Origin of the sequence: Brevibacterium sp. 1718, assembly GCF_051131255.1 — a bacterium.
Taxonomy (GTDB): domain Bacteria; phylum Actinomycetota; class Actinomycetes; order Actinomycetales; family Brevibacteriaceae; genus Brevibacterium; species Brevibacterium sediminis.
In genome coordinates, this window is record NZ_CP186550.1 from 972,493 (window position 1) to 993,504 (window position 21,012).

Here is a 21,012-nt window from a genome sequence, read left to right on the forward strand (position 1 = left end):
ATCGGCACTTTCACCGAGAAACGGGCTGCGTGTCGAGAAACGGGGGTGCACGGTATGTGTCAACTTGTTTGAGACAGTTCCGTGGGTTTCTTGATGGGATGGTTGATATGGGCGCGTCCCGGCAGACGCGGTGGCCTGGGACGTCGCCCGTATCGGTCGGGATGACGCCGATACGCCTGATCCAACAGTCTCCTCCGCCTCGGAGGACAGCACTGGTCTGACGGAAATGAACATTGACTGGCGTGTGGTAACCGATCCCTGAATGACGGTGCTCAGTGTTATACATGGCGAAGAACCACACACAATATGTGTGAGCATCACTGAAGTCATCGAACCGCTCGGGAAACTCCAACACGTACTTACACGTTTTGAAGAGTGCTTCCGAATACGGGTTGTCATTCGACACGCTCGGACGCGAAAACGATAACTCGATGCCCAACAGTGACGACAACCGCGATACCGGCTTCGACACCATCGCGGCCCCGTTGTCCGAATGCAGATAGTCGGGCCGACCGTACTTCTTCGACGCCGTCTCGATCATCGTTGTCGCGATCCGACCGTCTTCGTACGCGTGGAGTTCCCACGCGACGACGTATCGGGAATACACATCGACGATGACATACAGGTGCCAGTACACACCCCTGACCGGGGTCGATAGTTTCGTGATGTCCCACGACCAGACCTGGCCGGGAGCATTCGCGACGAGTTCGGGTTTCTCCTTCCGGCCCGGCCGTGATCGTGACTGCGACGTCCGGCGCCGGTCGCCGACGAGCCCGTGGTCGGCCGCGACCCGGTACCACGATGAGCGTGACGCGATATAACACCCAGCGTCCCAGGCACGGTAGAAGACCTGTCCGACGGAGAGATTGGCATACTCGTCCCTGGACAGCTCGTGAAGGATCTGACCCCGTTCGTCATCAGTCAACGCACTCGGTTGGAAACGCAGCGCCTGCGGGATCGGTGGAGATGCCGGCTTCGCCGTGGTGCGGTGATGACGGTAAAACGAGGCACGCGGATACCCCACACACTCACACCCGGTGCGAATCGACCACCCGATATCGACGAGTGCGTCGATACTTGCTGCTAGGACCTGTTGAATCGCTTGCCCCAGACGGGGTCCGGCTCGTTGGGGTCCGGTTCCTCGACTGGTGCTGGCCGGGATTGTTTGGTCGCGGCGCTCTTGGTCAATGTTTCCAAGAGCGCGGATGCTTTTCCCAGGATCTCGACCGCGTTTTCTGACTGCTCGAGTCGAGCTTCTAAGTCAGCGATCTTCTGGCGTTGTTGTTCATAGTCGACGCGTTCTGCTCGGGTCAGCGCGATTCGCGACTCCTTCTTGTCCGTCGGCGTCAGGAGTCCGTCGCGGCGCTTCTTCTGCCAGTCCTGGACTGCAGATATCGAGAGTCCTCGTTCACGGCAGAACAGTGCTCGCTGCCCGCGTGGAACAAGGTTGTATTCGTCGAGGATGGCCAGTTTCTCATTGATGGTTAAGCGTGGGCGTCGTTGCTTGGGCATGGTGGTCACCTATTCCCCGCCTACTGTGTCAGGCTGTCTCACTACAGCCTGACACAGAGGGTGCACACCCGTTTCTCGACACGCAGCCCGTTTCTCGGCGGAACTCAGGTCTCGACGGAGGTGCGGGTGCTCGGGTCGGGGGAGCCGCCTCGGCGAAGGAAGATCGCAACGGAGATGACGATGAGCCCGGACACGCACAGGCCGACGCCCACCCAGGCCGGTGCGCGGTAGCCGAGGCCGGCGGTGATGACGATTCCGCCGAGCCACGCGCCGAGCGCATTGGCGAGGTTGAAGGCGGCATGGTTCATGGCCGCGGACAGGCTCGGGGCGTCATGGGATTCGCGGAACAGACGCATCTGCAGGGCCGTGGTGATCATCGACCCGGAGATGCCGATGAGGAAGAGGGCGATGATGGCGATGGCCGCGATGTGGGTGAAGGCGCCGAATGCGGCGAGCACGAGAGCCGAGAGGATCATGCCGCCGGTGGCTGAGCGCTCGATGGACTTGTCGACCAGGGGTCCTGCAATCAGCGATCCGGCGGTCATGCCCAGGCCGTAGACGGCGAGCACCCACGGGATCGCGACGCTGGGGACGCCGGCGACATCGGTCATCGTCGGGGTGATGTAGGTGTAGACGGCGAACATTCCGCCGAAGCCGACTGATCCGGCAACGAGGGTGAGGATGATCTGCACGCGTCCGAGCGCCTTGATCTCACCGCGGGCCGAGGGCACCGCGCCGAGCTTCACGCGCGGAACGCCGACTGCGACCATGATGACGGTGAGCACTCCGAGCGCGGCGACGAGGGCGTAGGCGCTGCGCCATCCGAACATATTGCCGAGTGCCGCAGCGAAGGGAACGCCGAAGATGTTCGCGATCGTCAGGCCGAGCATCACTCGTGACATGGCTCGGCCGCGGCGGTTGGCCGGGACGAGGGAGGCGGCGACGACGGCTCCGATGCCCAGGTAGGCTCCGTGCGGCAGACCGGAGACGAAGCGCGCGATGTTGAACAGCCCGGCTGTCGGGGCGAGCATCGAGGCGAGATTTCCCAGAGCGAAGAGACCCATCATGCACAGGAGCAGCAGCTTGCGATCCATATGCGCGGCGATGGTCGTGATCAGGGGTGCGCCGACGACGACGCCGATCGCATAGAACGACACCGCATGCCCGGCCTGGGGGACCGTGATGCCCAGCTCCTCGGCGATCATCGGCAGCAGGCCCATGGTCGCGAATTCGGTCACTCCGATGGCGAAGGCGCCGATCGCCAAGGCGAAGACGGCGAACTTGTAGACTCCGCGGGAGACCGGGGCATCACTCATGGGGCTCCTTCAAGGAAACGCGGGATCGGGGAGGCAACCGCACCAGCCTATTGCCCGCAGCGGTTCCTCGGAACCCCTCGGGCGCCCAATGTGACGATTCGAACAGCCTCAGTCGACGTTCGCTTCCTCGGCGTCGTATTCGGCCAGAGCCTGCGAGGCGACGGAGAAGGCGGTGTTGGCGCTCGGCACGGAGCAGTAGATGGCCGACTGGAGGAGGACCTCCTTGATCTCATCGCGGGTGAGCCCGTTGCGCAGCGCAGCCTTGACGTGCATCGCCAGCTCCGCCTCGTGGCCACCTGCGATCATCGCAGTGAGCGTGATCGCCGAGCGCATCCGCCGCTCGAGCCCTGGACGGGTCCAGATCTCTCCCCAGGCGTAGCGGGTGATGAGGTCCTGGAAGTCGCTCGTGAAGTCGTCGACCTTCGCATTTGCGCGGTCGACATGGGCGTCGGAGAGCACCTGCCGCCGCACGGTCATTCCGGCCTCGCGCACATCGTCGCGGCTGGCCTCCCGCGGACCCGATGCGGTCGGCAGCTCGGGACCGGCATCCGGGGAAGCGGCTCCGCCGGCCCCTGCGCCGAGTCCCTTGCCCTGCAGGAAGTCAGCGAGCAGACCCGCGGTCACGACCGGAGCCTCGGCCGGCACGAGATGAGCGGCGCCGTCGATGACCTCGAGCAGCGCCCCGGGAACTCCGTTGGCGATCTCGGCGAGCTTCGCCGCCGGAGTCGGCTGGTCCTGAGAACCCGCGACTGCGAGCAGGGGACGCGTGATCTCGGGCAGTCGCGCGCGGACATCGAAGTCGGCCAGCGCATAGCAGAGAGCGGCATAGGAGAAGCGGTCGGCGTCCTGCAGCGAATGAAGAAGCGCGGCCGAGGCCTCCGGTTCCCGGTCCATGAACCCTTCCCCGAACCAGCGCTGGGCCGAACCGATGACCTGAGTCGGGGTGCCCGAGGTCGCCACGGTTTGGGCGCGTTCCTCCCAGGCCGAAGCCTCACCGATCTTCGCGCCCGTGCAGAACACCGCGATGCGACCGAAGCGATCCCCGTGGTCGAGCGCCAGCTGCAGGGCCGTAGCTCCGCCGATCGAATCTCCGGCGAGGTCGACGGGAGCGCCGGGGGCGGCCACATCGGGAAGGACCCGATCGAGGGTGCCCAGGACCGCCTCGGCGAGGTCGAACATCGTGATTCGCGGGGCCACCGAGGTCCCCGCGGGGACGTCGATCGGAACCGAACGACCGTGACCGGGCAGGTCGATGCCGATGACCGTCGTCTCCGGACTGAGCGCGGTCAGTTCGGTGGCGGCCTGCTGCCATAGGGCTGCCACGGAGGTACCCAGCGAAGGCAGGACGACGAGCACTCGGGCATCGGCAGCGGGGGAGGCGGGTGCGGAAAGAACGGATGCGGTGAGGTCCATGGGTGTCACTTTCTTCGGTCGGTTCTCAAGTCGGAATACGGGTCTCAGTCGAAGGACGGCAGGTCGATCTCCTGCGGTCCGGAGCTGTCGATGGTCGCCAGGATGGTGCGGCGGATGTCCTCGGCCTCACCGAGGTAGGACTCGGGGGTGAAGAATTCCTTGATTCCATCCTCGTCGCCGATCTCGGCGCGCAGTGCTGCGACAGGGTCGGAGCCGGGGGCGATGATGGCTGCGCGGGTGTCTTTGTCGATCCGGTCGCCGAAGACGATGCCGAGCTTCTCCCCATAGATCCCGGGGGAGGCGGCGTCGAGGTTCGCGCGCATGGCCTCGGCGTTGACCTGCAGGCCCGCGATCATCTCGTCGAGGATGATGAGCGAGGAGATCGCCAGGGTCATGAGCTCGGAGAGGGCAGGCCATTCGGCATGCCAGGCACCGTCGGAGCGTTCTTCGATGGCTTCGGCGGCGGCCGTGGTCAGGGTGGACAGTGATCCGGGGACGCGCATTCCGTTGCGGTGGAGCAGCACCGCCGAGGTGGGGTTCGACTTGTGCGGCATCGTCGAGGATCCGCCGGTGGAGGCCAGGGACAGCTCACCGATCTCGGGGCGCACGCCGATGAGGATGTCGCGGGCGATGGAGGCCCCGACGGTGACGCATTGGGCGAGGTGGGAGCCCCAAGACAGGATGCGAACGCGATCGGTGTGCCAGGGGACGGGGATCTGGGTGAGCGCCGCGTCGGGACCGACCATCTGCACGTGGAATTCGCGGAGCAGGGATTCGGTGGAGTCGCCGGCGAACCAACGGATCGCGGCACGGGTGCCGGCGGCCCCGCCGACCTGCACATAGTCGACGTAGGGCGCCTGGCCTTGGACCTCATTGACCTCGGCGGCCCAGGCGGCGGCCTTGAGGCCGAAGGTCGTCGGCAGGGCCGGCTGGGTGAGGGTGCGGGCCAGGCACAGGGTCTTCGCGTGAGCGTCGGAGAGTTCGACGAGGGAGGTGCCGATGACTTCGAGGCGCGCCTGCATCTGCCGCACGACGCGGGAGACGAGCAGGCCGATGGCCGTATCGATGACGTCTTGGCTGGTCAGTCCCCGGTGCAGGCATCGTGAGGCCTCGGGGGAGAGTCGGGAGCGGACGAGGGCAAGAAACGGGATGAGTGGGTTGCCGCCGGATTCGGCGGCCTCGCCCAAGGACTCGAGTTCGGTGTGATCGTCCGTGAGCGTGCGGATCGTGGCATCGTTGGCGGCGGCCACCTCGGCGCGGATCTCCGACGACACCAGCCCCACCCGTGCCTGCGCGACGATCCATGCGGTCTCGACCTGGCCGATCGCGGTGATGAACGCGGCGTCGTCGATGGCTTCGGATCCGCGCAGATCGCCGGGGGCGAAGAGAAACCGGGTGTGGGCGGTGTCGGTCATATCGCGTCAGTCCTCGTGGCTGGGGAATCGGAGGAAGGGGGTTTCCTCCTCACCCTGCAACCGTATGTCGAAGTGCAGCGATCCGTCAGCCCCTCGAGTGGCGATGAGGCGGGATCGCTCGTCTTCGTCGAGTGAGGACAGGAGCGGGTCGGCGGCCAGTGCCGCGGTGTCCTCAGGCAGATAGATGCGGGTGAACAGCCGGTTGAGCAGCCCGCGGGCGAAGATGACGACGCTGATGAAGGGTGCCTTGCCCGCCTCGGTGGGCCCGGGATCGACCGTGGAGAAGCTGAACTCGCCTTCCGGGTCGACGGCGGCGCGGCCGAAGCCGGTGAAGGTGAAGCCATTGCGGCGCAGCGATCCCGTCTCCCGGGGGACAGCGCCGTGCTCGTCGGGCTGCCAGATCTCGAGGATGGCATCGGGGACCGGGTCACCTGCCCCATCGAAGACGGTTCCCGTCAGCTGCACTGCGCGAGCCGAACCGGGCGGGACGAGCTCATTATCGTGCTCGAACGGCAGCGCGTAGCCGTAGAACGGGCCGACGGTCTGGCCCGGGGTCGGTGTGAGATCAGGGGTCGTGGGGGTGTCAGTCATCGTCCTCTTCTTCCATCCAGGTCCGGTTGGCGCCGGTGAGCACGATGTCCCAGTTAAAGCCCATGAGGAATTCGTGCTCGGTGATGTTGTGGTCATAGGTCGCCACGAGGCGGTCGCGCGCCTTCTGGTCGGTGATCGACTGGTAGATCGGGTCGAGGGCGAAGAGCGGATCCCCGGGGAAGTACATCTGGGTGATCATCCGCTGGGTGAACTCGGACCCGAAGAGCGAGAAGTGGATATGGGCCGGCCGCCAGGCGTTGTGGTGGTTCTTCCACGGGTAGGGACCCGGTTTGATCGTCGTGAACGAGTAGGAGCCGTCGTCGCCGGTCAGGGTGCGACCGACGCCGGTGAAGTTCGGGTCGATCGGGGCCGGGTGCTGGTCGCGTTTGTGGATATAGCGTCCGGCCGAGTTCGCCTGCCAGATTTCGACAAGCTGGTTGCGCACGGGGCGTCCTTCGCCGTCGAGGACCCGACCGGTGACGCGGATGCGCTCGCCGATGGGTTCGCCGTCGGCCTGGATCGTCAGGTCGGATTCGAGGGTGCCGATGTCCCTGTGCCCGAAGGCGGGGGAGAAGAGCTCGATCGTCTCGGGGTCGGTGTGGCGGGGATCCTTCGTCGGGTGACGCAGGATCGATGACCGGTAGGGCCGGTAGTCCAGGCGCGGCTGGGTCTCGGGCTTCTTGCCGCCGGTGACGTTCTGCTTGTACTGCGCTTCGATTCCGTCGATTTCGGCGGACAGCGTCGCCTGGGACTCGGCTGCGTCGTCGGGGCCTTTCACAGTCTGAACATCGTTCTCCGAGGACTGGTGCTGACTCATCGTCGAACCTTTCTTCGTCTCTTCGTCGGTTGACATCGTGGTGGGGTCGGTGGGGGAGCGGCTCAGCCGTGGGGCCAGCCGGTGTAGCACTCGGCCAGGTAGCGGCGACCGTGGTCGGATTCGAGGATGGACCGGAGTTCGCCGAGGCTGCGCTTCGTTTCGAAGGCATCCTGAGTCGGGTCGGTGTGGAGCATCCGTGTCATCTGGTAGGAGAAGTTCTGGGCCTTCCACACGCGTTTGGTCGCGGTATGCGAGTAGCCGGCCAGCGCCTCGGCGTCGGAGTCCTTGAGTGCCGAGATCAGGGCGGGCGCGAGCACGGCGACGTCGGCGAAGGCGAGGTTGAGGCCCTTCGCTCCGGTCGGCGGGACGGTGTGGGCGCTGTCGCCGGCGAGGAACATCGAACCGTGCTGCATCGGCTCGGTCACGGCCGAGCGGAAGGGGAGCACGGTCTTGTCGAAGATCGGCCCGGTCTTGAGTTCGAACCCGTCGGGGCCGTAGACGCGGGCCTGGAGTTCGGTCCAGATCCGATCGTCGGACCATTCGGCCACATCGGTGTCGGGGGAGGCCTGGAAGTACATGCGCTGGACATTGTCTGAGCGCTGGGAGATGAGTGCGAAGCCGCGTTCGGAGCGGGAGTAGATGAGGACTTCGTGGCTGGGTGGGGCTTCGCAGAGGATGCCGAACCAGGCGAACGGGTACTCGTGGAAGAAACGCTGCCGGGTGCCGTCGGGGATCATCGAGCGGCATGGTCCGCGGGAGCCGTCGGCGCCGACGACGTAGCGGGCATCGATGCGCAGCTCGTCGCCGCCCTCAGTCGTGGCGGTGACCCAGGGGCGCTCGGTTTCGATATCGCCGAGGCGGGTGTCCGCGACCGAGTAATAAGTGGGGCGGCCGGTCCGTTCGCGGGCGGCGGAGAGGTCGACGAAGATTTCGTTCTGGGGGTAGAGCCAAACGGATTCGCCGACGAGCTCGGGGAAGTCGAAGTGGTTCGAGGAGCCGTTGACTCGGATGTCGATTCCGTCGTGTCGGTGCCCGTCGGTGTGGACGCGGGATTCGACGCCTGCGGCCTCGAGCATGCGCACGGATCCTGCTTCGAGGATGCCGGCACGGTGGGTGTGTGCGATGTCGTCGCGGCTGCGGTTGTCGATAACGACGGATTCGATTCCTGCATTGTGCAGCAGGTGCGCGAGCATGAGTCCCGCGGGTCCGGCTCCGACGATCGCGACGTCTGTCTGAAGTTGTGCCACCTTGGCCTCCTTGCCTGTCTCTTCTCAACAGTGTGCGCCCAGTCACGGACACGAGGCGATGATGTTCTCAATGAATGGGAGGAGGGGGTTGGGGTGGGCGGAGGGGCCAACGGGATTATCGGTGTGGCGCTTTTGGGCATTACTTCCCAAAGTCACTTTTCGATAACAGATTACAGAAGTGATGGAAAAAAGTTCTACGAAAGTAATTCATAAGTCATCATGAAGTCATTCCCCACAATATTTCATCGTGACAAGGCGCTGGAGCGCCCGACAATGAGGAGTCCCCAGTGACCACAAAGACCACGCGTTCGCGCAAATTCAAAGCCATCCTCGCCGGCGGCATCGTCCTCGGCGTCGGCGCTGCCGTGACGCTGGCGGCCTGGACCGACGACGAATGGGCCGAAGGCGTCTTCGGCGCAGGTTCATTCAACGTCCAGGGCAGCACCGACGGAACGACATTCGCTGACCATGAGAGCAGTGACGGTGCCGCGGCGCTGACTTTCGACCTCGACGGTGGGGACAATATGTCGCCCGGCGATACCGTGGCGGCGCCTTTCGTGCTGCGCCTCGACGGACCGACGAGCTACGACGCGACTGTCTCTCTCGAGTCGGCGGCAGGAGGCGGGGACAACGCTGCGGCGCTGACCTACGCGATCGTTCAGGTCGCCTCGGCGGGTGACTGCTCGGCCACCGCAGAGGGCACTTCGATTGTGCCCGAGGGGACGGCGCTGGACTCGACTACGGGCGCTGCGGAATTCAATCTCACCGCGGGCGCAGACACTGCGACCGGCGACCCGGTCACGCTGTGCTTCCAGGTCACTGCCGGTGACTCGCTGGAGCAGGGGCAGAACACAACCGCTCAGTGGCAGTTCACCGCCACCTCGGCCGAATGACGACTCTGAGCTGATCGATGAGGTCGCTTCTGCCGACGCTGCATAGATTCTTCTCGTCCCGGCGGGCGCCTGATGACGCCCGCCCGGTCAGTCGACGGCAGCTGCGTCAGCGACAGCAGCTGCGAGGCCGCCGCATCAAGGCGATTCTCGCTGGCGGCCTCGTACTCGGCGTGGGCGCAACGGCCACGGTCGCCGCGTGGACGGACTCGGAAGAGGCCTCCGGCTCTTTCGAAGCCGGACGGTTCAACATCGAGCTCCGGGTCGGCGGCGAATGGAACGGCACGAATGAGATGACCTTCAATGCGGGCAACATGTACCCGGGGCAGAAGGTCTACGCGCCAGTGTCAGTGCGCACCACGTCGAATACGTCGATTGACGGCAAGCTCACGGTCTCAGCACGCGGAATCTCCAATCCGAATAGCTTCGCCTCTGCACTCTCATACCGAGTCGTGGCCCGATCGACGTCGGGTGTCGCCTGTAACGCGGGCAATTTTCCTGGTCCGGGCGCCTTCGTCTTCGGCAGCGCTGCTGCTGCAATCCCGCTGAGCTCCACGACCACAGCCGACTCCACCCAGACCCTCAAAGCCGCCTCAGCGTCGGTCCAGGACTATTGCTTCGAGGTGACACTGGCAAGCAACGCTCCGAGCTCTGCTCAGGGTCTGCAGGCGGGCCACACCTGGACGTTCACAGCCGAGTCCACCGCGCCGGGGAATTGACCATGCCAGGCTCTATGACACGCAAGAGGAACGTGGGTGCATGGCTCGGAGGAGCCGTGCTCAACATCCTCGCCGTCCTCGGCGTAGTCTGCATCGTGCTTGTCGTCCTCAGCTTCGTGTTCAACGTGTCGATCATCATGTTCAAAACCGGGTCGATGAGTCCGACGATCCCGGCCGGATCGGCCTCGCTCGTCCGTGAGATCCCCGCAAAGGACATGAAGATCGGCGACATCGTCACCGTCGATCGCGGGGATAAGGTCCTACCGGTGACCCACCGCATCACCGAGATCCAGCACATTGATGAGTCCACCGGTGCCGTGACTTTCGAGATGAAGGGTGACGCGAACGCCGAGAAAGACCCTGACCCCTACACCGCCGAGACGGTCCGAACGGTGATGTTCTCCGTTCCCGGGGTTGCTCCGATCCTCCAGCAGTGGCGCAACCCGTTCCTGCTCGGCGGCATCACGATCGTGGCGAGCCTCCTCGTCGTGTGGGCATTCTGGCCACGGCGAGATGAGGATGACGAAGACAATCTCGCTGAGGTGGCTCGCCCCCGGGCACGGTCACCGCGGCATGCGATTGCACTGCCAATGGTGTTGGCCATGGCCGTTGGAGGGCAGGTTATTCCTGGGCCATGGTTCGCCGAGGATGCTCTGTCCGTAGACGCGGATCATTCCCTGTCCGCGTCGTCAGGAGCGGCAGATGACATCCTGCGTATGCGCGACTTCGGTGATGCCGAGAAGATGCGCAACCTCAGTCCCGGAAGCTCGGCCACATGGTCGGTTGACGTCTGGGCCGACGCGCCCGAACCTGGAGACATAACGGTCTCAATCGCGTCGGGGGCAGGGGCGGAGGCGCTGGCGGATTCGCTGTCGATCGATGTGCGGGAATGCGCGATGACTGAAGCGGAGGCCCCGTGTCCAAGTGGTTCGAAAATGTTGATTCGCGGAATGCTGCTCAGCGAATTGGAGCCAGCTGTTGACGACGGTCTCAACCTGCTGGAAATGGACAGTTATGACTCTCGCCGAATCGAGATAACGGCGACTCTCGCTGGCGACGCTGATGTTCGCGCGGTAGCTGGTGCCACCGCGGGTGTGCGCGTGCTGGTGGAAGGACTCGGCGACAAGGTTTCGACAGGTCCAGGAGATCCTGGGGACCCAGGTGATCCTGGCGCGCCGGGCGATTCTGGCACTGACTCTGACGGCACTGTCGAGGGCGCGGCCGATGGCGGCAGTTCCGGCGAGCTGCCGTGGACCGGAATCGACGGCTGGCAGTGGATTCTGCTCGCAGCATTCTTGCTCGTTGTCACCGGCTCAGCGATCGTGTCGCGAACCAGGAAGGCGAGGACGTCATGACGGGCAGGAACTCGCCGCGACAATCTTGGAGACGAGCTCGTCTGCTGCTCGCGGTCGTCGCCTTGCTCGCCCTCGTCGCGGGTCCAGCTGCAGTGAATGGCACGCTGGCCGGGTGGACTGATTCGAAGATGAGCCAGGGAGCGTTCACTGCGGGCAAGGTCCCGGCACCTGTCTTGACAGCTCAGTGTCAATATCGATATCCACTCCTGGGTTATGGGCGAGTGGAGATCTTCTGGCGGCTTCCGGCAGGCTATCAACTCGGTGACGTAGTCGTAGAAACGTCCACAAATGGCCTAGGCTCCGTTCTCGCTCCGCTAACTGGATTCAATCTGGCGTCGAACACAATCCCCAACGGAGATGGGACTTACACCACGGAAGTGCGCACCAACCTCCTTGGTGGGCTATTGGGGCTGGGAACTAAAGTGGAGATCGGACTCTATGTCGAGCAGGTCAGCGGTTGGCGATCTACCTCAGCATTAGTCGAGAGTAGCGCTGGTCTACTGGCCGGAGTTGGCGGAAGCTGCCGCAATCTGACGTGATTTCGGGAACCGACACTCCTTCTTGCAGGCGGATGCGCGGGTGTCCGAAAGGACGGACACCCTCGCACATTTCGACGCGACTTCAGATCACGGCGCCGGGTTGATCACCCGACCCCAGGTTGACTTATTGCCCCAGATGTTCTGGCGCAGCCCCTCGAGCTGGAGGATCTGCGAGTGGTCGACGAATAGGTTGCATTCGTTGCCGTAGTTCTTGATGTACCACTCGAAGACCGGCCCGTCGGCGGCTTCGAACATGACGTTCTCGAGGCCCAGACCGTTGATGATCGAGGCGGCCGCGGCGGTGTTCCACTCGTCGACGTTCTCCGTGATGCCCTCGGACTCGATCATGATGATCGCGGCTCCGGCATCGAGCGCCCGCTTGCCGCGGTCGACGAGATCGCCGATGTCCTTTGCAGACTCCGCCGCCAGTTCGGCCTCACCGGAGTCTCCGCCGGAGCCGATCTGGATGCCCAGCTCCGGCTTCGCCTTCAGCCCGGCCTTGACGACCTTCTCGACGAGACGCTCAAGGCCTGAGGTCGGGAGCATGATGAATCCGGTCGAGATCTCGATGACGTCGAAGCCGACCTCCTTGGCCTCCTTGAGATACTGATCGACTGCGTCATCTCCGTAGCGCAGGACCGTCTCGATCCATCCGCCCGAGGACACGTACGCCCCGTTCTCATGAGCGATGTCGCTGAAGGCCTTCACCTGCTCGGCCGGGACGAGGGAGAACGATCCGCCCGCCCACTTGATGCCGTCGACCCACTGACCGGCGACATCGAAGACGTCCTGCAGATGTCGTGTGCCGAAGGTTGAGTAGTACGGGGCGCGAATCTCGGTCATCCCGATGGTGCGGGGTTTGGCCGAGCGGTGGGCGCGGGGAACGAAGTTCATGGACACATCGAAATCGATGGCGTTCGACATGGTCTTTCCTTTCTTCGGGTGTCGGCGGTCGCCGACTGGGTGCCGGGTTCTCCGGCGGGTGACTCAGCTTCAGCTGCGAGCCTGGGGGACGTGCGCGAGGACCGCGGTCAGCTCTCGGATCTGATGGTTCTCGAGGTCGTGGACAAGGTCGGCGATTTCGTCACGCAGCTCCGCCTCGGCGAAGGGGGACGTCAGTGCATCGAACTTCTTCCGGGCTCCCGTCCAGTCGAGAGGATGCGTGGTGAAACCCTCATAGTCGTCGGTGTTCGCACGGAACTGGGTCCCATCGCCGAGAGTGACGACGAGGTCGGCGCACATCTGCTCGGGGAACCGATCGCTGAACTCCGTGGAGGGAGTGATCGTGACCTTGTGCATGAGGTCTTGGACATCGTCGGCGACGATCCGTTCAGTCTCGTACTGCGCCGGATTGAGCTCACCGTCGAGGAGGACGACCGCGAGCATCCACGGCAGCGAATGATCGGCCTCCTCCTTCGTGCGGATGGAGCGCTTGTCGCCTTCTTCGCCGCCGCCGATGATCGAGTATGCGACATCGAAGGTCGTCAGCTCGACGCTGGCGATGGCATCGGCACGGAATCCCTCCTGGGAGCGGACGTCCTGTGCGGCGTCGAGGGCCGACTGCGAATGGATCTCCGCATTGTGCTTCTTGATGATCGTGTCCGTGACCTTCTCGAGATCCTCTGCAGACCAGTCGAGCTCGAAGTCTCCGGCCAGGGCCTTGAAGCCCTTGTTGCCTTCGAAGACCTCGGCCGGGCCTGTGATTCCGCGTGAGGCAAGGAGTGCGTCGAAGACACCCTCCTTCGACACGTGGGGATAGGCCAGGCCCTTCCAGTGGCTGAGGTCTCCGGTCCGGGTGACCCGCAGTGCGACGTTCGCGGTGCCGGCCATGGCGGCAGCATTCGCGATCTGTTCGACACCCAGACCCAACGCCTTCGCCGAGGCGGCCGCCGCAGCGAAAGCGCCCTGTGTCGTGTGGTCGAAGCCGAGGTCTCTCACCGGTGCGACATCCGAGAGCCGGGTGTGGATCTGATAAGCCACGGCGAAGGCCGTGAGAAAGTCCGCGCCCGAGGCGTCGGCCAGTTCCGCGGCCGCGAGGACCGCGCCCATATTGTCCGACGGGTGGTTGGTTTCGCCCTTGGCCAGGTAGGCATCCATGAAGTCGAGATATCGGCTCAGGGCGGAATTGAAGAACGCGGCGTGATCGGGGCTGGCCTGGCCACCGCCGATGAGCGTGGCTCCGCGTCCGTCCCCGAGGCCGTCGATGAGGGTTCTGATTTCCTGCAGTGGGGCAGCGTCCAGGGCGCCGATGGCGACGCCGATGGTGTCGAGGACGCGGATCTTGAGCTGTTCGAGGGCGGTATCGCTGAGCGTGTCCAGCGAGGCATCGGCGACGAACTGAGCGAGTGATTGCACCTCTGTCGGTGCGTGGTGCTGGTCCATTGTGACCTTCATTGTGACCCCTCCTTATTAGGTAAGGCGTACCTAAATAATGACTCCATAAGTATCTTGACGTCAAGATACTTTTGGTGAGACCTGAGTCACATCGGGCTGAGTGGGAGGCGCTGTGCCCGGCCGTGGTTGACTGATCATTGATTGTTGAGCAAAATGGACGGTTGTTGTGTTCGTCCGCGAACCTGCCGTGAACAGAAAGCAGCTCAATGATCATCACCGGACTCATCGTCGGCCTCGTCCTCGGATTCGTCTTCCAGCGAGGACGTTTCTGCGTGACCGGCGCCTTCCGTGACCTCACGCTGACGGGGAACACGCGCTGGTTCTCCGCCCTCATCGTGCTCATCGCCGTGCATTCCATCGGCCTGTTCCTGCTCAACAGCTTCGGAGTCATCACCCTCGAGGCGACGCCGTTCCCATGGCTGGCCTCGATCGTCGGCGGACTGATCTTCGGTTGGGCCATGGTCTACGCCGGAGGCTGCGCGACTGGCACCTACTACCGGGCCGGTGAAGGACTCGTCGGCAGCTGGTTCGCCCTCATCTTCTACGCCCTCTTCTCCGCGGTGATGAAGCTCGGCCCGCTCGCCGGCTTCACCGAGGGCATCCGCGCGATCACCCTGGACAACGGCAGCCTGCAGGCGAGCACCGGCATGAGCCCCTGGGTCTTCGTCGCCATCATCTCTGCAGTGGCGATCTGGCTGACCGTCCACCATGCCCGCAAACTCAAGACTCCGATGGCCACCCTGCCTCCGCGCAAGACAGGCCTGGCGCACCTGCTCACCGAGAAGCGCTGGAACCCCTTCGCCACAGCCGTGGTCATCGGCATCATCGCCACGATCGCCTGGCCGCTCTCCGCCGCCACGGGCCGCAACTCGGGTCTGGGCATCACCACCCCCTCGGCGAACCTCGTCGGATACCTCACCACGGGTGACACGCAGCTCATCGACTGGGGCGTCATGCTCGTCATCGGCATCCTTGTCGGCTCCTTCATCGCAGCAAAGGCCTCCGGCGAGTTCCGGGTCCGCGTGCCGGACAAGAGCGTGATCATCAAGTCGATCATCGGCGGTATCGGCATGGGCGTCGGCGCAGCCATCGCCGGCGGCTGCACCGTCGGCAACGCGATGGTCTCGACCGCACAGTTCGAATACCAGGGCTGGGTGTCGATGGTCTTCATGATCGTCGGCTCCGGAATCGCAGCGAAGGTCTCCATCAAACCGAAGAAGTCGCAGGCCGCAGCGCCCGCGGCGGAAAGCAGGACAGTATGAAGCAAGTACTCGAAACCGACGGCCAGGTCTGCCCCTTCCCCCTCGTGGAAGCCAAGGACGCGATGACCGGTCTGGAAGCCGGTGACGAACTCGTCATCAACTTCGACTGCACCCAGGCCACCGAGGCGATCCCGCAGTGGGCCGCCGAGAACGGCTACCCCGTCACCCACTTCGACCGAGTCACCGACGCGAGCTGGACCATCACCGTCCAGAAGGCCTGAATCGCAGGAGATGCCAACCACATCGGCCGGCGCAGCTGCAAAGCTGCGCCGGCCGATGTGCAATGTCAGTGTCGATGCATAGACTCAAGACATGAAGATCACGGTTCTCGAAGGCGATATCACCGAGGTGGCCGTCGACGCGATCGTCAACGCCGCGAATTCTTCGCTGCTCGGTGGCGGCGGAGTCGACGGAGCCATCCACCGCGCGGCCGGTCCCGCGCTCCTCGAAGCCTGCCGCGAGGTCAGGCAGACCACCCATGTGCGCGGTCTGCCGCCGGGTCAGGCCGTGGCCACCTCGGCGGGGGATCTGCCCGTCCGCTGGGTCATCCACACGGTCGGACCGAATCGGAACGCGGGCGAGGCTGATCCTGAGATCCTCGAGTCCTGTTTCGAATCAAGCCTCAACCTCGCCGAGGAACTCGGAGCCTCTTCGATCGCGTTCCCGGCCATCGGCGGCGGAGTCTACGGCTGGTCGCCCAGGGACGTCGCCGAGGCGGCTCACTCCGTCATCGTCGACGGACGATCGCGCGGCCGCTGGGAATCGATCGACGACGTCCAGTTCGTTCTCTTCAGCGATCAGATGACCAGCGTGTTCTGCCAGGTCTTCGACCACGATCAGTGGTGATGTCATGAAGGTCAACAGAGTCATTCCTGACATCGCGGTCGACGACCTCGACGCGGCGCGGGAGTTCTATGCGGGCTTCCTCGGGCTGAGCAGCGAGGAATTCAATCTCGGCTGGGTCGCACGCTTCACCTCACCGGGCACCGGCGCCAGCGTGCAGGTGCTCACCGACGATGAGACCGGGCAGACGAATCCCGTGGCTTCGGTGCTCGTCGAGGACGTCGACATTGCCTTTGCCGAAGCCCAGCAACAGGGCATCGAGATCGTCCACCCGCTCACCCACGAGGAATGGGGAGTACGGCGGTTCTTCGTCCGCGCACCCGACGGCAACGTGTTCAATATCGTCGCGCATCCGGAGTGAACCCACGCGGGGCAGTTTTCACGCTGCCCTGTGCCGCACTCTGTGTACGACCGCCAGCGCCAGTGCGCTGACGGCACACCCGGCGGCGATGAGCAGCGGAATTCCGGAGACGGCGGCCTCGACGACATATTCGGGGCCGGTCTGCAGAACCGGACCGACGATCTTGACGAGGAGGAAACCGAGGACGCCGATGAAGAGGAACAGCGCCGCCCTCTTGCCGAGAACCACCGCCAGGGGCTTCGGATACTGATAGGTCTGTGTCGTGCTCATGGTCGATCACCTGATGTTTTCGTCCACGGTCCAAACCATTTGGGCTGTGCCTGCCACGCTACGCCTGCAAGCAGAGTGTGCACTGGGGGATCTGAGGACGTTCGATGGGAGCAGCCGACGATCACCCGCGTGAAGCACCGCCCGGCCGAACCAGCCCCGTCTCATAGGCGAGCACGATCAGGGCAGCGCGGTCCCGGGCATCGAGACGAGTGAGCAGACGACTGACATAGGTGCGAGCAGTGGCGGGGCTGAGGAAGAGTTCGGCAGCGATCTCGTCATTGGTCAGCCCACGCCCGATTCCGCTGAGGACCTCGACCTCCCGTTCAGTCAGCTCATCGAGCCCATGCCCGTCCGGATCGGGTGAATGCCCCTCCGCGACGACCCGCATGACCGCGGCGGTGACAGATGGAGACAACAGGGCATCACCTGCTGCGACCGTGCGGATCGCAGCGCGCAGATCGTCGGGTGAGACGTCCTTGAGCAGGTAGCCTGCAGCACCGGCACGGATGGCGGCGAAGACGTTCTCGTCCTCGTCGAAAGTGGTGAGCACGAGCACCCTGACCCCGTCCAACGCGCCATCGTCGACGATGGCCCGCGTCGCCTCGATCCCGTCCATCACGGGCATGCGGATGTCCATGAGCACGACATCGGGGCGCAGCTCCCGCACATGCGACAGCCCTGACCTCCCGTCCGCCGCCTCGGCGATGACCGAAATGTCTCCGTCGCGTTCGGCCAGAGGCCGCAGACCCGCTCGGACCAGCTCCTGATCGTCGACGATGACGACGCGAATCGTCTCGGTCATTCGTCCTCCTCAACCTCGATCGGCAGATGCGCGATCACTTCAAATCCTTCACCGTTCGGTCCAGCAGCGAGGCGACCCCCGAGCAGCCCCGCCCGTTCCGACATCCCGCGGATGCCGGCACCGGCGGCCGTGTCCGCGGGCCCGCCGTGACCGTCATCGTGGATGCGCACGATGAGCTCGTCGCCGTGCACCTGCCCGGAGACGCGGGCCGCGCTCGCCCCGGAATGGCGGAGCACATTCGTCACCGACTCCTGGACGATCCGAAATGCCGCCGCATCGACGGCCCGCGGCAGCCGTGCCGGATCGACACCGAGGTCGACCGTGACGTCGAGGCCGGCGGCTCGGGCCGCCTCGATGACGGTGGAGATCGAAGCCAACCCCAGCGCCGAGGCAGGTCCCGGGTCGGTCACACCTGCGGACTCCTCGCGGAGGACCTTGACCGTGCGACGCAGTTCCCGCAGTGCCTCCGAGGTGGCACCGCGCACCCGTTCGAGTGCGGCCGCGCGGTCGTCCGGGTCCACGGCCTCGGCCGCCACTGAGGTGTGCAGGGAAGCCACGGACAGGGTATGGCCGATCGTGTCGTGGAGGTCGCGGGCGATGCGCACTCGTTCGGAGTGCATCCGCGCCTCGGCGGCTCGGGACTCCTCGGCAGTGGTGAGGGCGGCGATGCGCGCCGACTGCGTACGGGTCTCCCGGACCAAACGGACCACCGACCCCAGGGCGATCGCGGCGGCTGCCAGGGCAAGTTCAGTGACGAAGCCGTACCCGGTCAGTTGGGCGCGCGGATCGAGGTCATCGAACCGGTAGAACGTCGACACGGCAATCAAGACCGCAGCACCGAGCACCGCCCATGAGGTGCGCCGCACCTCGGCAGTCGAGTAGAGGGCACCGACCGCGGGCAGGACCATGCCGATCGGCGGCAGATTCAGAGCGTAGTAGGCGAAGATCCCGAACACGGTCACGGCCAGAACGGTCAGCGGCAGACGGCGACGCAGGAGCATCAGGGCACCGAAACCGATCGCCCAGGCGACGCCGGGCAGCGGGGAGGACTCGGCATCGGCGGCGATGACCAGCGAGATCACCAGGGTCACCGCAACAGCCAGGGAGGTATCGGTCAGCCACGGTTCGAGGCGCTCGCGCTCCTCACCCGTCTCACTCACATCTGCCGAACCCATAGTCCAAGACTACGGAGCAAACGCGTCCGCCGCAGTCGTTCGGCGTCGGTCGGGCAATCGCCTCCAGGCGACTCGAGCCTCGCCTCGGGGCGGGAGGAACTGACGCCTCAGCGTCGATGTGGCAGATCCGGCCGACCGGAAGAGTAGAGGACATGAATACGACAACACATTCGAAACGTCCCCTGTCCTGGCCGCTCATCGTCGGTCTGTCCTCTCTGGCACTGCTGTGGCCGCTGACCGGACTGTGGCCCATCCTCGGTGACGGTGCCGTCCGCGCCCTCACTCTGCTCGGTCTCACCGGAGCGGTGTGGATCGGGACCGTCGGCTTCGCCCGCGTCGCTCGGCCCGTACTCACCCTGACGATCTGCGGCGCGGCGCACGGCTTCCTCACCCTCGCATTCGGCGGACTGCTCGCCGGGACCGGGCTGATCAGCAGCGGGCCGGCGGTGTTCATGGCACTCATCCCGAGCCTCGGAATGGGCGCCGGGATCGGCGCCCTCACCGGACTGGCAGCCTACGGAATCCAGGCGATGCTCGGGAAGCGGGAGCAGCGATGAGACGGCGCCCGCACGCCTCGGTCGCTGCCGGGGCCGCTGTCGCGGTGGTCGTCGCGGTCGGGCTGGCTGCCTGCGGAGTGTCGACCACCTCGGTGACGGAGGCCGAGTTCACGAATGAACTGGCCATCCCGCCGTTGGCGGAATCGACGGTCAACGGCGGAGTGCGCACCTTCGACCTCACCGCTGAGAAAGGGTCGACGGAGTTTCCCGGTCAGGACGGACCGACGGAGACCTGGGGATTCAATGGGTCATTTCTCGGACCCACCCTGCGGGCCGAACGCGGGGAGAAAGTCGCCGTCGACGTTGCGAACGACCTCGACGAACCGACGAGCGTGCACTGGCACGGGATGCATCTGCCGGCGACGATGGACGGCGGTCCGCACCAGATGATCGATCCTGGTCAGACGTGGAAGCCGCACTGGACGATCGACCAGCAGGCGTCGACCCTGTGGTACCACCCGCATCCCCACGGGAAGACCGAAGATCACGTGTACAAGGGGTTGGCTGGGATGGTCATCCTCGACGACGATGCTAGCGCCGACGCGGATCTGCCGGACGAGTACGGCGTCGACGATCTCCCGCTCATCGTCCAGGACAAGTCTTTCGACGATGGTGAGCTCGAGCTCAGCGACGACGGGGCCGAACCGGGGATGCTCGGCGACACCGTCATGGTCAACGGCACCATCGGCGGGGTGCAGGAGGTGACATCGGAGAAGGTGCGGCTGCGTCTGCTCAACGGATCGACGGCGAGGACGTACGCCTTCGAATTCCCCGATCGGTCGATGGATCTCATCGCCGGTGACGGCGGACTCCTCGACGAACCTGCCGAGGTCGATCGGCTGAGGTTGGCACCGGGTGAGCGCGCCGAGGTGGTCGTCGACTTCACCGCAGGTGAGACGGTGCGGATGCGCTCGGCCGAGGTCGACCTCGGCGGGGTGGCGGTGCCGGCGACGATGGGCGGACACGATTCCTTCGACGTTCTCGAGTTTCGTGCGGCCGAGACCCTGACACCTGCTCCCGAGCCAGCGTGGTCGCCGTCGTCGCATGCCGAGGAGGATGCTCTAATTGAGGCTGAGGCGGCCAAGACCCGCAAGTTCGAACTCGAGGAACGTGAGATCAACGGCGAGCGGATGGACATGAACCGCATCGACGAGGTGGCCTACGTCGGCGACACCGAGGTGTGGGAGGTGCGCAGCAGGCAGCCGATCCCGCACAGCTTCCATATCCACGATGTGCAGTTCGAGGTGCTCTCGGTCGATGGGGAGGCGCCGCCGGTGGAGATGAGCGGAAGGAAGGACACGATCTACCTCGAACCGAATCGCGACTACCGACTGCTCATGCGATTCGAGGATTTCGCCGACCCGACGATGCCGTACATGTATCACTGCCACATGCTGCTGCACGAGGATGAGGGCATGATGGGCCAGTTCGTCGTCATCGAGCGAGGTCAGGAGGCAGAAGTCGGGGTGCCGTCCGGGCATGACGGGGCCGGGCACGAGCACTGAGGCGGTGACAGTGCTCGTGCGTCATCGAC

The 21,012-nt window shown here is 64.8% G+C and carries 22 protein-coding genes; 9 read left to right on the forward strand and 13 right to left on the reverse strand.

The window, feature by feature from the left end:
* Positions 1–10 precede the first annotated feature (10 nt).
* From ACOZ9V_RS04150 to ACOZ9V_RS04185, 8 genes are all read right to left on the reverse strand, one after another.
* Entirely contained in the window at positions 11–1,189 is a 1,179-nt protein-coding gene (locus tag ACOZ9V_RS04150) for an IS3 family transposase (RefSeq protein WP_434595346.1), read from the reverse strand.
* A complete protein-coding gene (locus ACOZ9V_RS04155; protein WP_434593194.1) occupies positions 1,084–1,512 on the reverse strand; it encodes a hypothetical protein in 429 nt (142 codons plus the stop codon). The genes ACOZ9V_RS04150 and ACOZ9V_RS04155 overlap by 106 nt, the downstream gene beginning before the upstream one ends.
* A 104-nt stretch (positions 1,513–1,616) precedes the next feature.
* Positions 1,617–2,828 (reverse strand): MFS transporter, encoded by a 1,212-nt coding sequence (locus ACOZ9V_RS04160; RefSeq protein WP_101546367.1) that lies wholly within the window; start codon positions 2,826–2,828, stop codon positions 1,617–1,619.
* 108 nt (positions 2,829–2,936) lie between these two features.
* The gene (pcaDC, locus tag ACOZ9V_RS04165; protein ID WP_434593914.1) at positions 2,937–4,241 is read right to left on the reverse strand and encodes a bifunctional 3-oxoadipate enol-lactonase/4-carboxymuconolactone decarboxylase PcaDC; all 1,305 of its coding nucleotides are present in this window, start codon (positions 4,239–4,241) and stop codon (positions 2,937–2,939) included.
* Between the two features lie 44 nt (positions 4,242–4,285).
* Complete coding sequence (locus tag ACOZ9V_RS04170) at positions 4,286–5,656, reverse strand: lyase family protein (protein WP_434593917.1); 1,371 nt, start codon at positions 5,654–5,656, stop codon at positions 4,286–4,288.
* 6 nt (positions 5,657–5,662) lie between these two features.
* A complete protein-coding gene (gene pcaG, locus ACOZ9V_RS04175; protein WP_101546370.1) occupies positions 5,663–6,247 on the reverse strand; it encodes a protocatechuate 3,4-dioxygenase subunit alpha in 585 nt (194 codons plus the stop codon).
* Positions 6,240–7,064, reverse strand: coding sequence for a protocatechuate 3,4-dioxygenase subunit beta (gene pcaH, locus ACOZ9V_RS04180; RefSeq protein ID WP_434593921.1), 825 nt, complete (start codon positions 7,062–7,064; stop codon positions 6,240–6,242). Before pcaH ends, pcaG begins: the two co-directional genes overlap by 8 nt.
* A 62-nt stretch (positions 7,065–7,126) precedes the next feature.
* The gene (locus ACOZ9V_RS04185) at positions 7,127–8,311 is read right to left on the reverse strand and encodes a 4-hydroxybenzoate 3-monooxygenase (protein WP_434593924.1); all 1,185 of its coding nucleotides are present in this window, start codon (positions 8,309–8,311) and stop codon (positions 7,127–7,129) included.
* 287 nt (positions 8,312–8,598) lie between these two features.
* Between ACOZ9V_RS04185 and ACOZ9V_RS04190 the strand changes: the two genes are divergently transcribed.
* From ACOZ9V_RS04190 to ACOZ9V_RS04200, 3 genes are read left to right on the forward strand one after another with little or no spacing between them, the layout of a single operon-like run.
* Positions 8,599–9,204: a SipW-dependent-type signal peptide-containing protein gene (locus ACOZ9V_RS04190; protein ID WP_139469219.1), complete on the forward strand. Its 606-nt coding sequence runs from the start codon at positions 8,599–8,601 to the stop codon at positions 9,202–9,204.
* A gap of 17 nt (positions 9,205–9,221) precedes the next feature.
* On the forward strand, positions 9,222–9,920 hold the full coding sequence (locus ACOZ9V_RS04195; protein ID WP_139469221.1) for a SipW-dependent-type signal peptide-containing protein: 699 nt from the start codon (positions 9,222–9,224) through the stop codon (positions 9,918–9,920).
* A gap of 14 nt (positions 9,921–9,934) precedes the next feature.
* Positions 9,935–11,275 (forward strand): signal peptidase I, encoded by a 1,341-nt coding sequence (locus ACOZ9V_RS04200; RefSeq protein ID WP_258233273.1) that lies wholly within the window; start codon positions 9,935–9,937, stop codon positions 11,273–11,275.
* A 626-nt stretch (positions 11,276–11,901) separates the two neighbouring features.
* Here the strand turns inward: ACOZ9V_RS04200 and ACOZ9V_RS04205 are convergent.
* Both ACOZ9V_RS04205 and ACOZ9V_RS04210 read right to left on the reverse strand, forming a co-directional pair.
* Positions 11,902–12,738: a phosphosulfolactate synthase gene (locus tag ACOZ9V_RS04205; RefSeq protein ID WP_139469225.1), complete on the reverse strand. Its 837-nt coding sequence runs from the start codon at positions 12,736–12,738 to the stop codon at positions 11,902–11,904.
* A 69-nt stretch (positions 12,739–12,807) separates the two neighbouring features.
* Positions 12,808–14,208 carry an MmgE/PrpD family protein gene (locus ACOZ9V_RS04210; protein WP_434593930.1) on the reverse strand — a complete coding sequence of 467 codons (1,401 nt, stop codon included), beginning with the start codon at positions 14,206–14,208 and terminating at the stop codon, positions 12,808–12,810.
* Between the two features lie 206 nt (positions 14,209–14,414).
* Between ACOZ9V_RS04210 and ACOZ9V_RS04215 the strand changes: the two genes are divergently transcribed.
* From ACOZ9V_RS04215 to ACOZ9V_RS04230, 4 genes are all read left to right on the forward strand, one after another.
* Entirely contained in the window at positions 14,415–15,470 is a 1,056-nt protein-coding gene (locus tag ACOZ9V_RS04215; protein WP_139469227.1) for a YeeE/YedE family protein, read from the forward strand.
* A complete protein-coding gene (locus ACOZ9V_RS04220; protein WP_039207979.1) occupies positions 15,467–15,691 on the forward strand; it encodes a sulfurtransferase TusA family protein in 225 nt (74 codons plus the stop codon). Before ACOZ9V_RS04215 ends, ACOZ9V_RS04220 begins: the two co-directional genes overlap by 4 nt.
* 91 nt (positions 15,692–15,782) lie before the next feature.
* Positions 15,783–16,316 (forward strand): O-acetyl-ADP-ribose deacetylase, encoded by a 534-nt coding sequence (locus ACOZ9V_RS04225; protein ID WP_139469229.1) that lies wholly within the window; start codon positions 15,783–15,785, stop codon positions 16,314–16,316.
* A gap of 4 nt (positions 16,317–16,320) precedes the next feature.
* Positions 16,321–16,674 (forward strand): VOC family protein, encoded by a 354-nt coding sequence (locus ACOZ9V_RS04230; RefSeq protein WP_139469231.1) that lies wholly within the window; start codon positions 16,321–16,323, stop codon positions 16,672–16,674.
* Positions 16,675–16,692: 18 nt separating this feature from the next.
* On the opposite strand, the gene ACOZ9V_RS04235 is transcribed toward ACOZ9V_RS04230, so the two are convergent.
* From ACOZ9V_RS04235 to ACOZ9V_RS04245, 3 genes are all read right to left on the reverse strand, one after another.
* Positions 16,693–16,944, reverse strand: a complete 252-nt coding sequence (locus ACOZ9V_RS04235; protein WP_139469233.1) for a hypothetical protein — start codon at positions 16,942–16,944, stop codon at positions 16,693–16,695.
* Between the two features lie 121 nt (positions 16,945–17,065).
* Positions 17,066–17,746 (reverse strand): response regulator, encoded by a 681-nt coding sequence (locus tag ACOZ9V_RS04240; RefSeq protein WP_181271014.1) that lies wholly within the window; start codon positions 17,744–17,746, stop codon positions 17,066–17,068.
* Positions 17,743–18,921: a sensor histidine kinase gene (locus tag ACOZ9V_RS04245; protein WP_139469237.1), complete on the reverse strand. Its 1,179-nt coding sequence runs from the start codon at positions 18,919–18,921 to the stop codon at positions 17,743–17,745. The genes ACOZ9V_RS04240 and ACOZ9V_RS04245 overlap by 4 nt, the downstream gene beginning before the upstream one ends.
* 152 nt (positions 18,922–19,073) lie before the next feature.
* Here ACOZ9V_RS04245 and ACOZ9V_RS04250 point away from each other — a divergent pair, with 152 nt between their 5' ends.
* Complete coding sequence (locus ACOZ9V_RS04250) at positions 19,074–19,478, forward strand: hypothetical protein (RefSeq protein ID WP_039207963.1); 405 nt, start codon at positions 19,074–19,076, stop codon at positions 19,476–19,478.
* A complete protein-coding gene (locus ACOZ9V_RS04255; RefSeq protein WP_181271013.1) occupies positions 19,475–20,983 on the forward strand; it encodes a multicopper oxidase family protein in 1,509 nt (502 codons plus the stop codon). The genes ACOZ9V_RS04250 and ACOZ9V_RS04255 overlap by 4 nt, the downstream gene beginning before the upstream one ends.
* The last annotated feature ends 29 nt before the right edge of the window (positions 20,984–21,012 follow it).

Coding starts and splice junctions, on each gene's coding strand:
- ACOZ9V_RS04240 (WP_181271014.1), bottom strand. CDS start 17,746: ATGACCGAGACGATTCGCGTCGTCATCGTCGACGATCAGGAGCTGGTC.
- ACOZ9V_RS04220 (WP_039207979.1), top strand. CDS start 15,467: ATGAAGCAAGTACTCGAAACCGACGGCCAGGTCTGCCCCTTCCCCCTC.
- ACOZ9V_RS04155 (WP_434593194.1), bottom strand. CDS start 1,512: ATGCCCAAGCAACGACGCCCACGCTTAACCATCAATGAGAAACTGGCC.
- ACOZ9V_RS04210 (WP_434593930.1), bottom strand. CDS start 14,208: ATGAAGGTCACAATGGACCAGCACCACGCACCGACAGAGGTGCAATCA.
- ACOZ9V_RS04215 (WP_139469227.1), top strand. CDS start 14,415: ATGATCATCACCGGACTCATCGTCGGCCTCGTCCTCGGATTCGTCTTC.
- pcaG (WP_101546370.1), bottom strand. CDS start 6,247: ATGACTGACACCCCCACGACCCCTGATCTCACACCGACCCCGGGCCAG.
- ACOZ9V_RS04170 (WP_434593917.1), bottom strand. CDS start 5,656: ATGACCGACACCGCCCACACCCGGTTTCTCTTCGCCCCCGGCGATCTG.
- ACOZ9V_RS04195 (WP_139469221.1), top strand. CDS start 9,222: ATGAGGTCGCTTCTGCCGACGCTGCATAGATTCTTCTCGTCCCGGCGG.
- ACOZ9V_RS04230 (WP_139469231.1), top strand. CDS start 16,321: ATGAAGGTCAACAGAGTCATTCCTGACATCGCGGTCGACGACCTCGAC.
- pcaH (WP_434593921.1), bottom strand. CDS start 7,064: ATGAGTCAGCACCAGTCCTCGGAGAACGATGTTCAGACTGTGAAAGGC.
- ACOZ9V_RS04235 (WP_139469233.1), bottom strand. CDS start 16,944: ATGAGCACGACACAGACCTATCAGTATCCGAAGCCCCTGGCGGTGGTT.
- pcaDC (WP_434593914.1), bottom strand. CDS start 4,241: ATGGACCTCACCGCATCCGTTCTTTCCGCACCCGCCTCCCCCGCTGCC.
- ACOZ9V_RS04200 (WP_258233273.1), top strand. CDS start 9,935: ATGACACGCAAGAGGAACGTGGGTGCATGGCTCGGAGGAGCCGTGCTC.
- ACOZ9V_RS04255 (WP_181271013.1), top strand. CDS start 19,475: ATGAGACGGCGCCCGCACGCCTCGGTCGCTGCCGGGGCCGCTGTCGCG.
- ACOZ9V_RS04160 (WP_101546367.1), bottom strand. CDS start 2,828: ATGAGTGATGCCCCGGTCTCCCGCGGAGTCTACAAGTTCGCCGTCTTC.
- ACOZ9V_RS04225 (WP_139469229.1), top strand. CDS start 15,783: ATGAAGATCACGGTTCTCGAAGGCGATATCACCGAGGTGGCCGTCGAC.
- ACOZ9V_RS04205 (WP_139469225.1), bottom strand. CDS start 12,738: ATGTCGAACGCCATCGATTTCGATGTGTCCATGAACTTCGTTCCCCGC.
- ACOZ9V_RS04245 (WP_139469237.1), bottom strand. CDS start 18,921: ATGGGTTCGGCAGATGTGAGTGAGACGGGTGAGGAGCGCGAGCGCCTC.
- ACOZ9V_RS04250 (WP_039207963.1), top strand. CDS start 19,074: ATGAATACGACAACACATTCGAAACGTCCCCTGTCCTGGCCGCTCATC.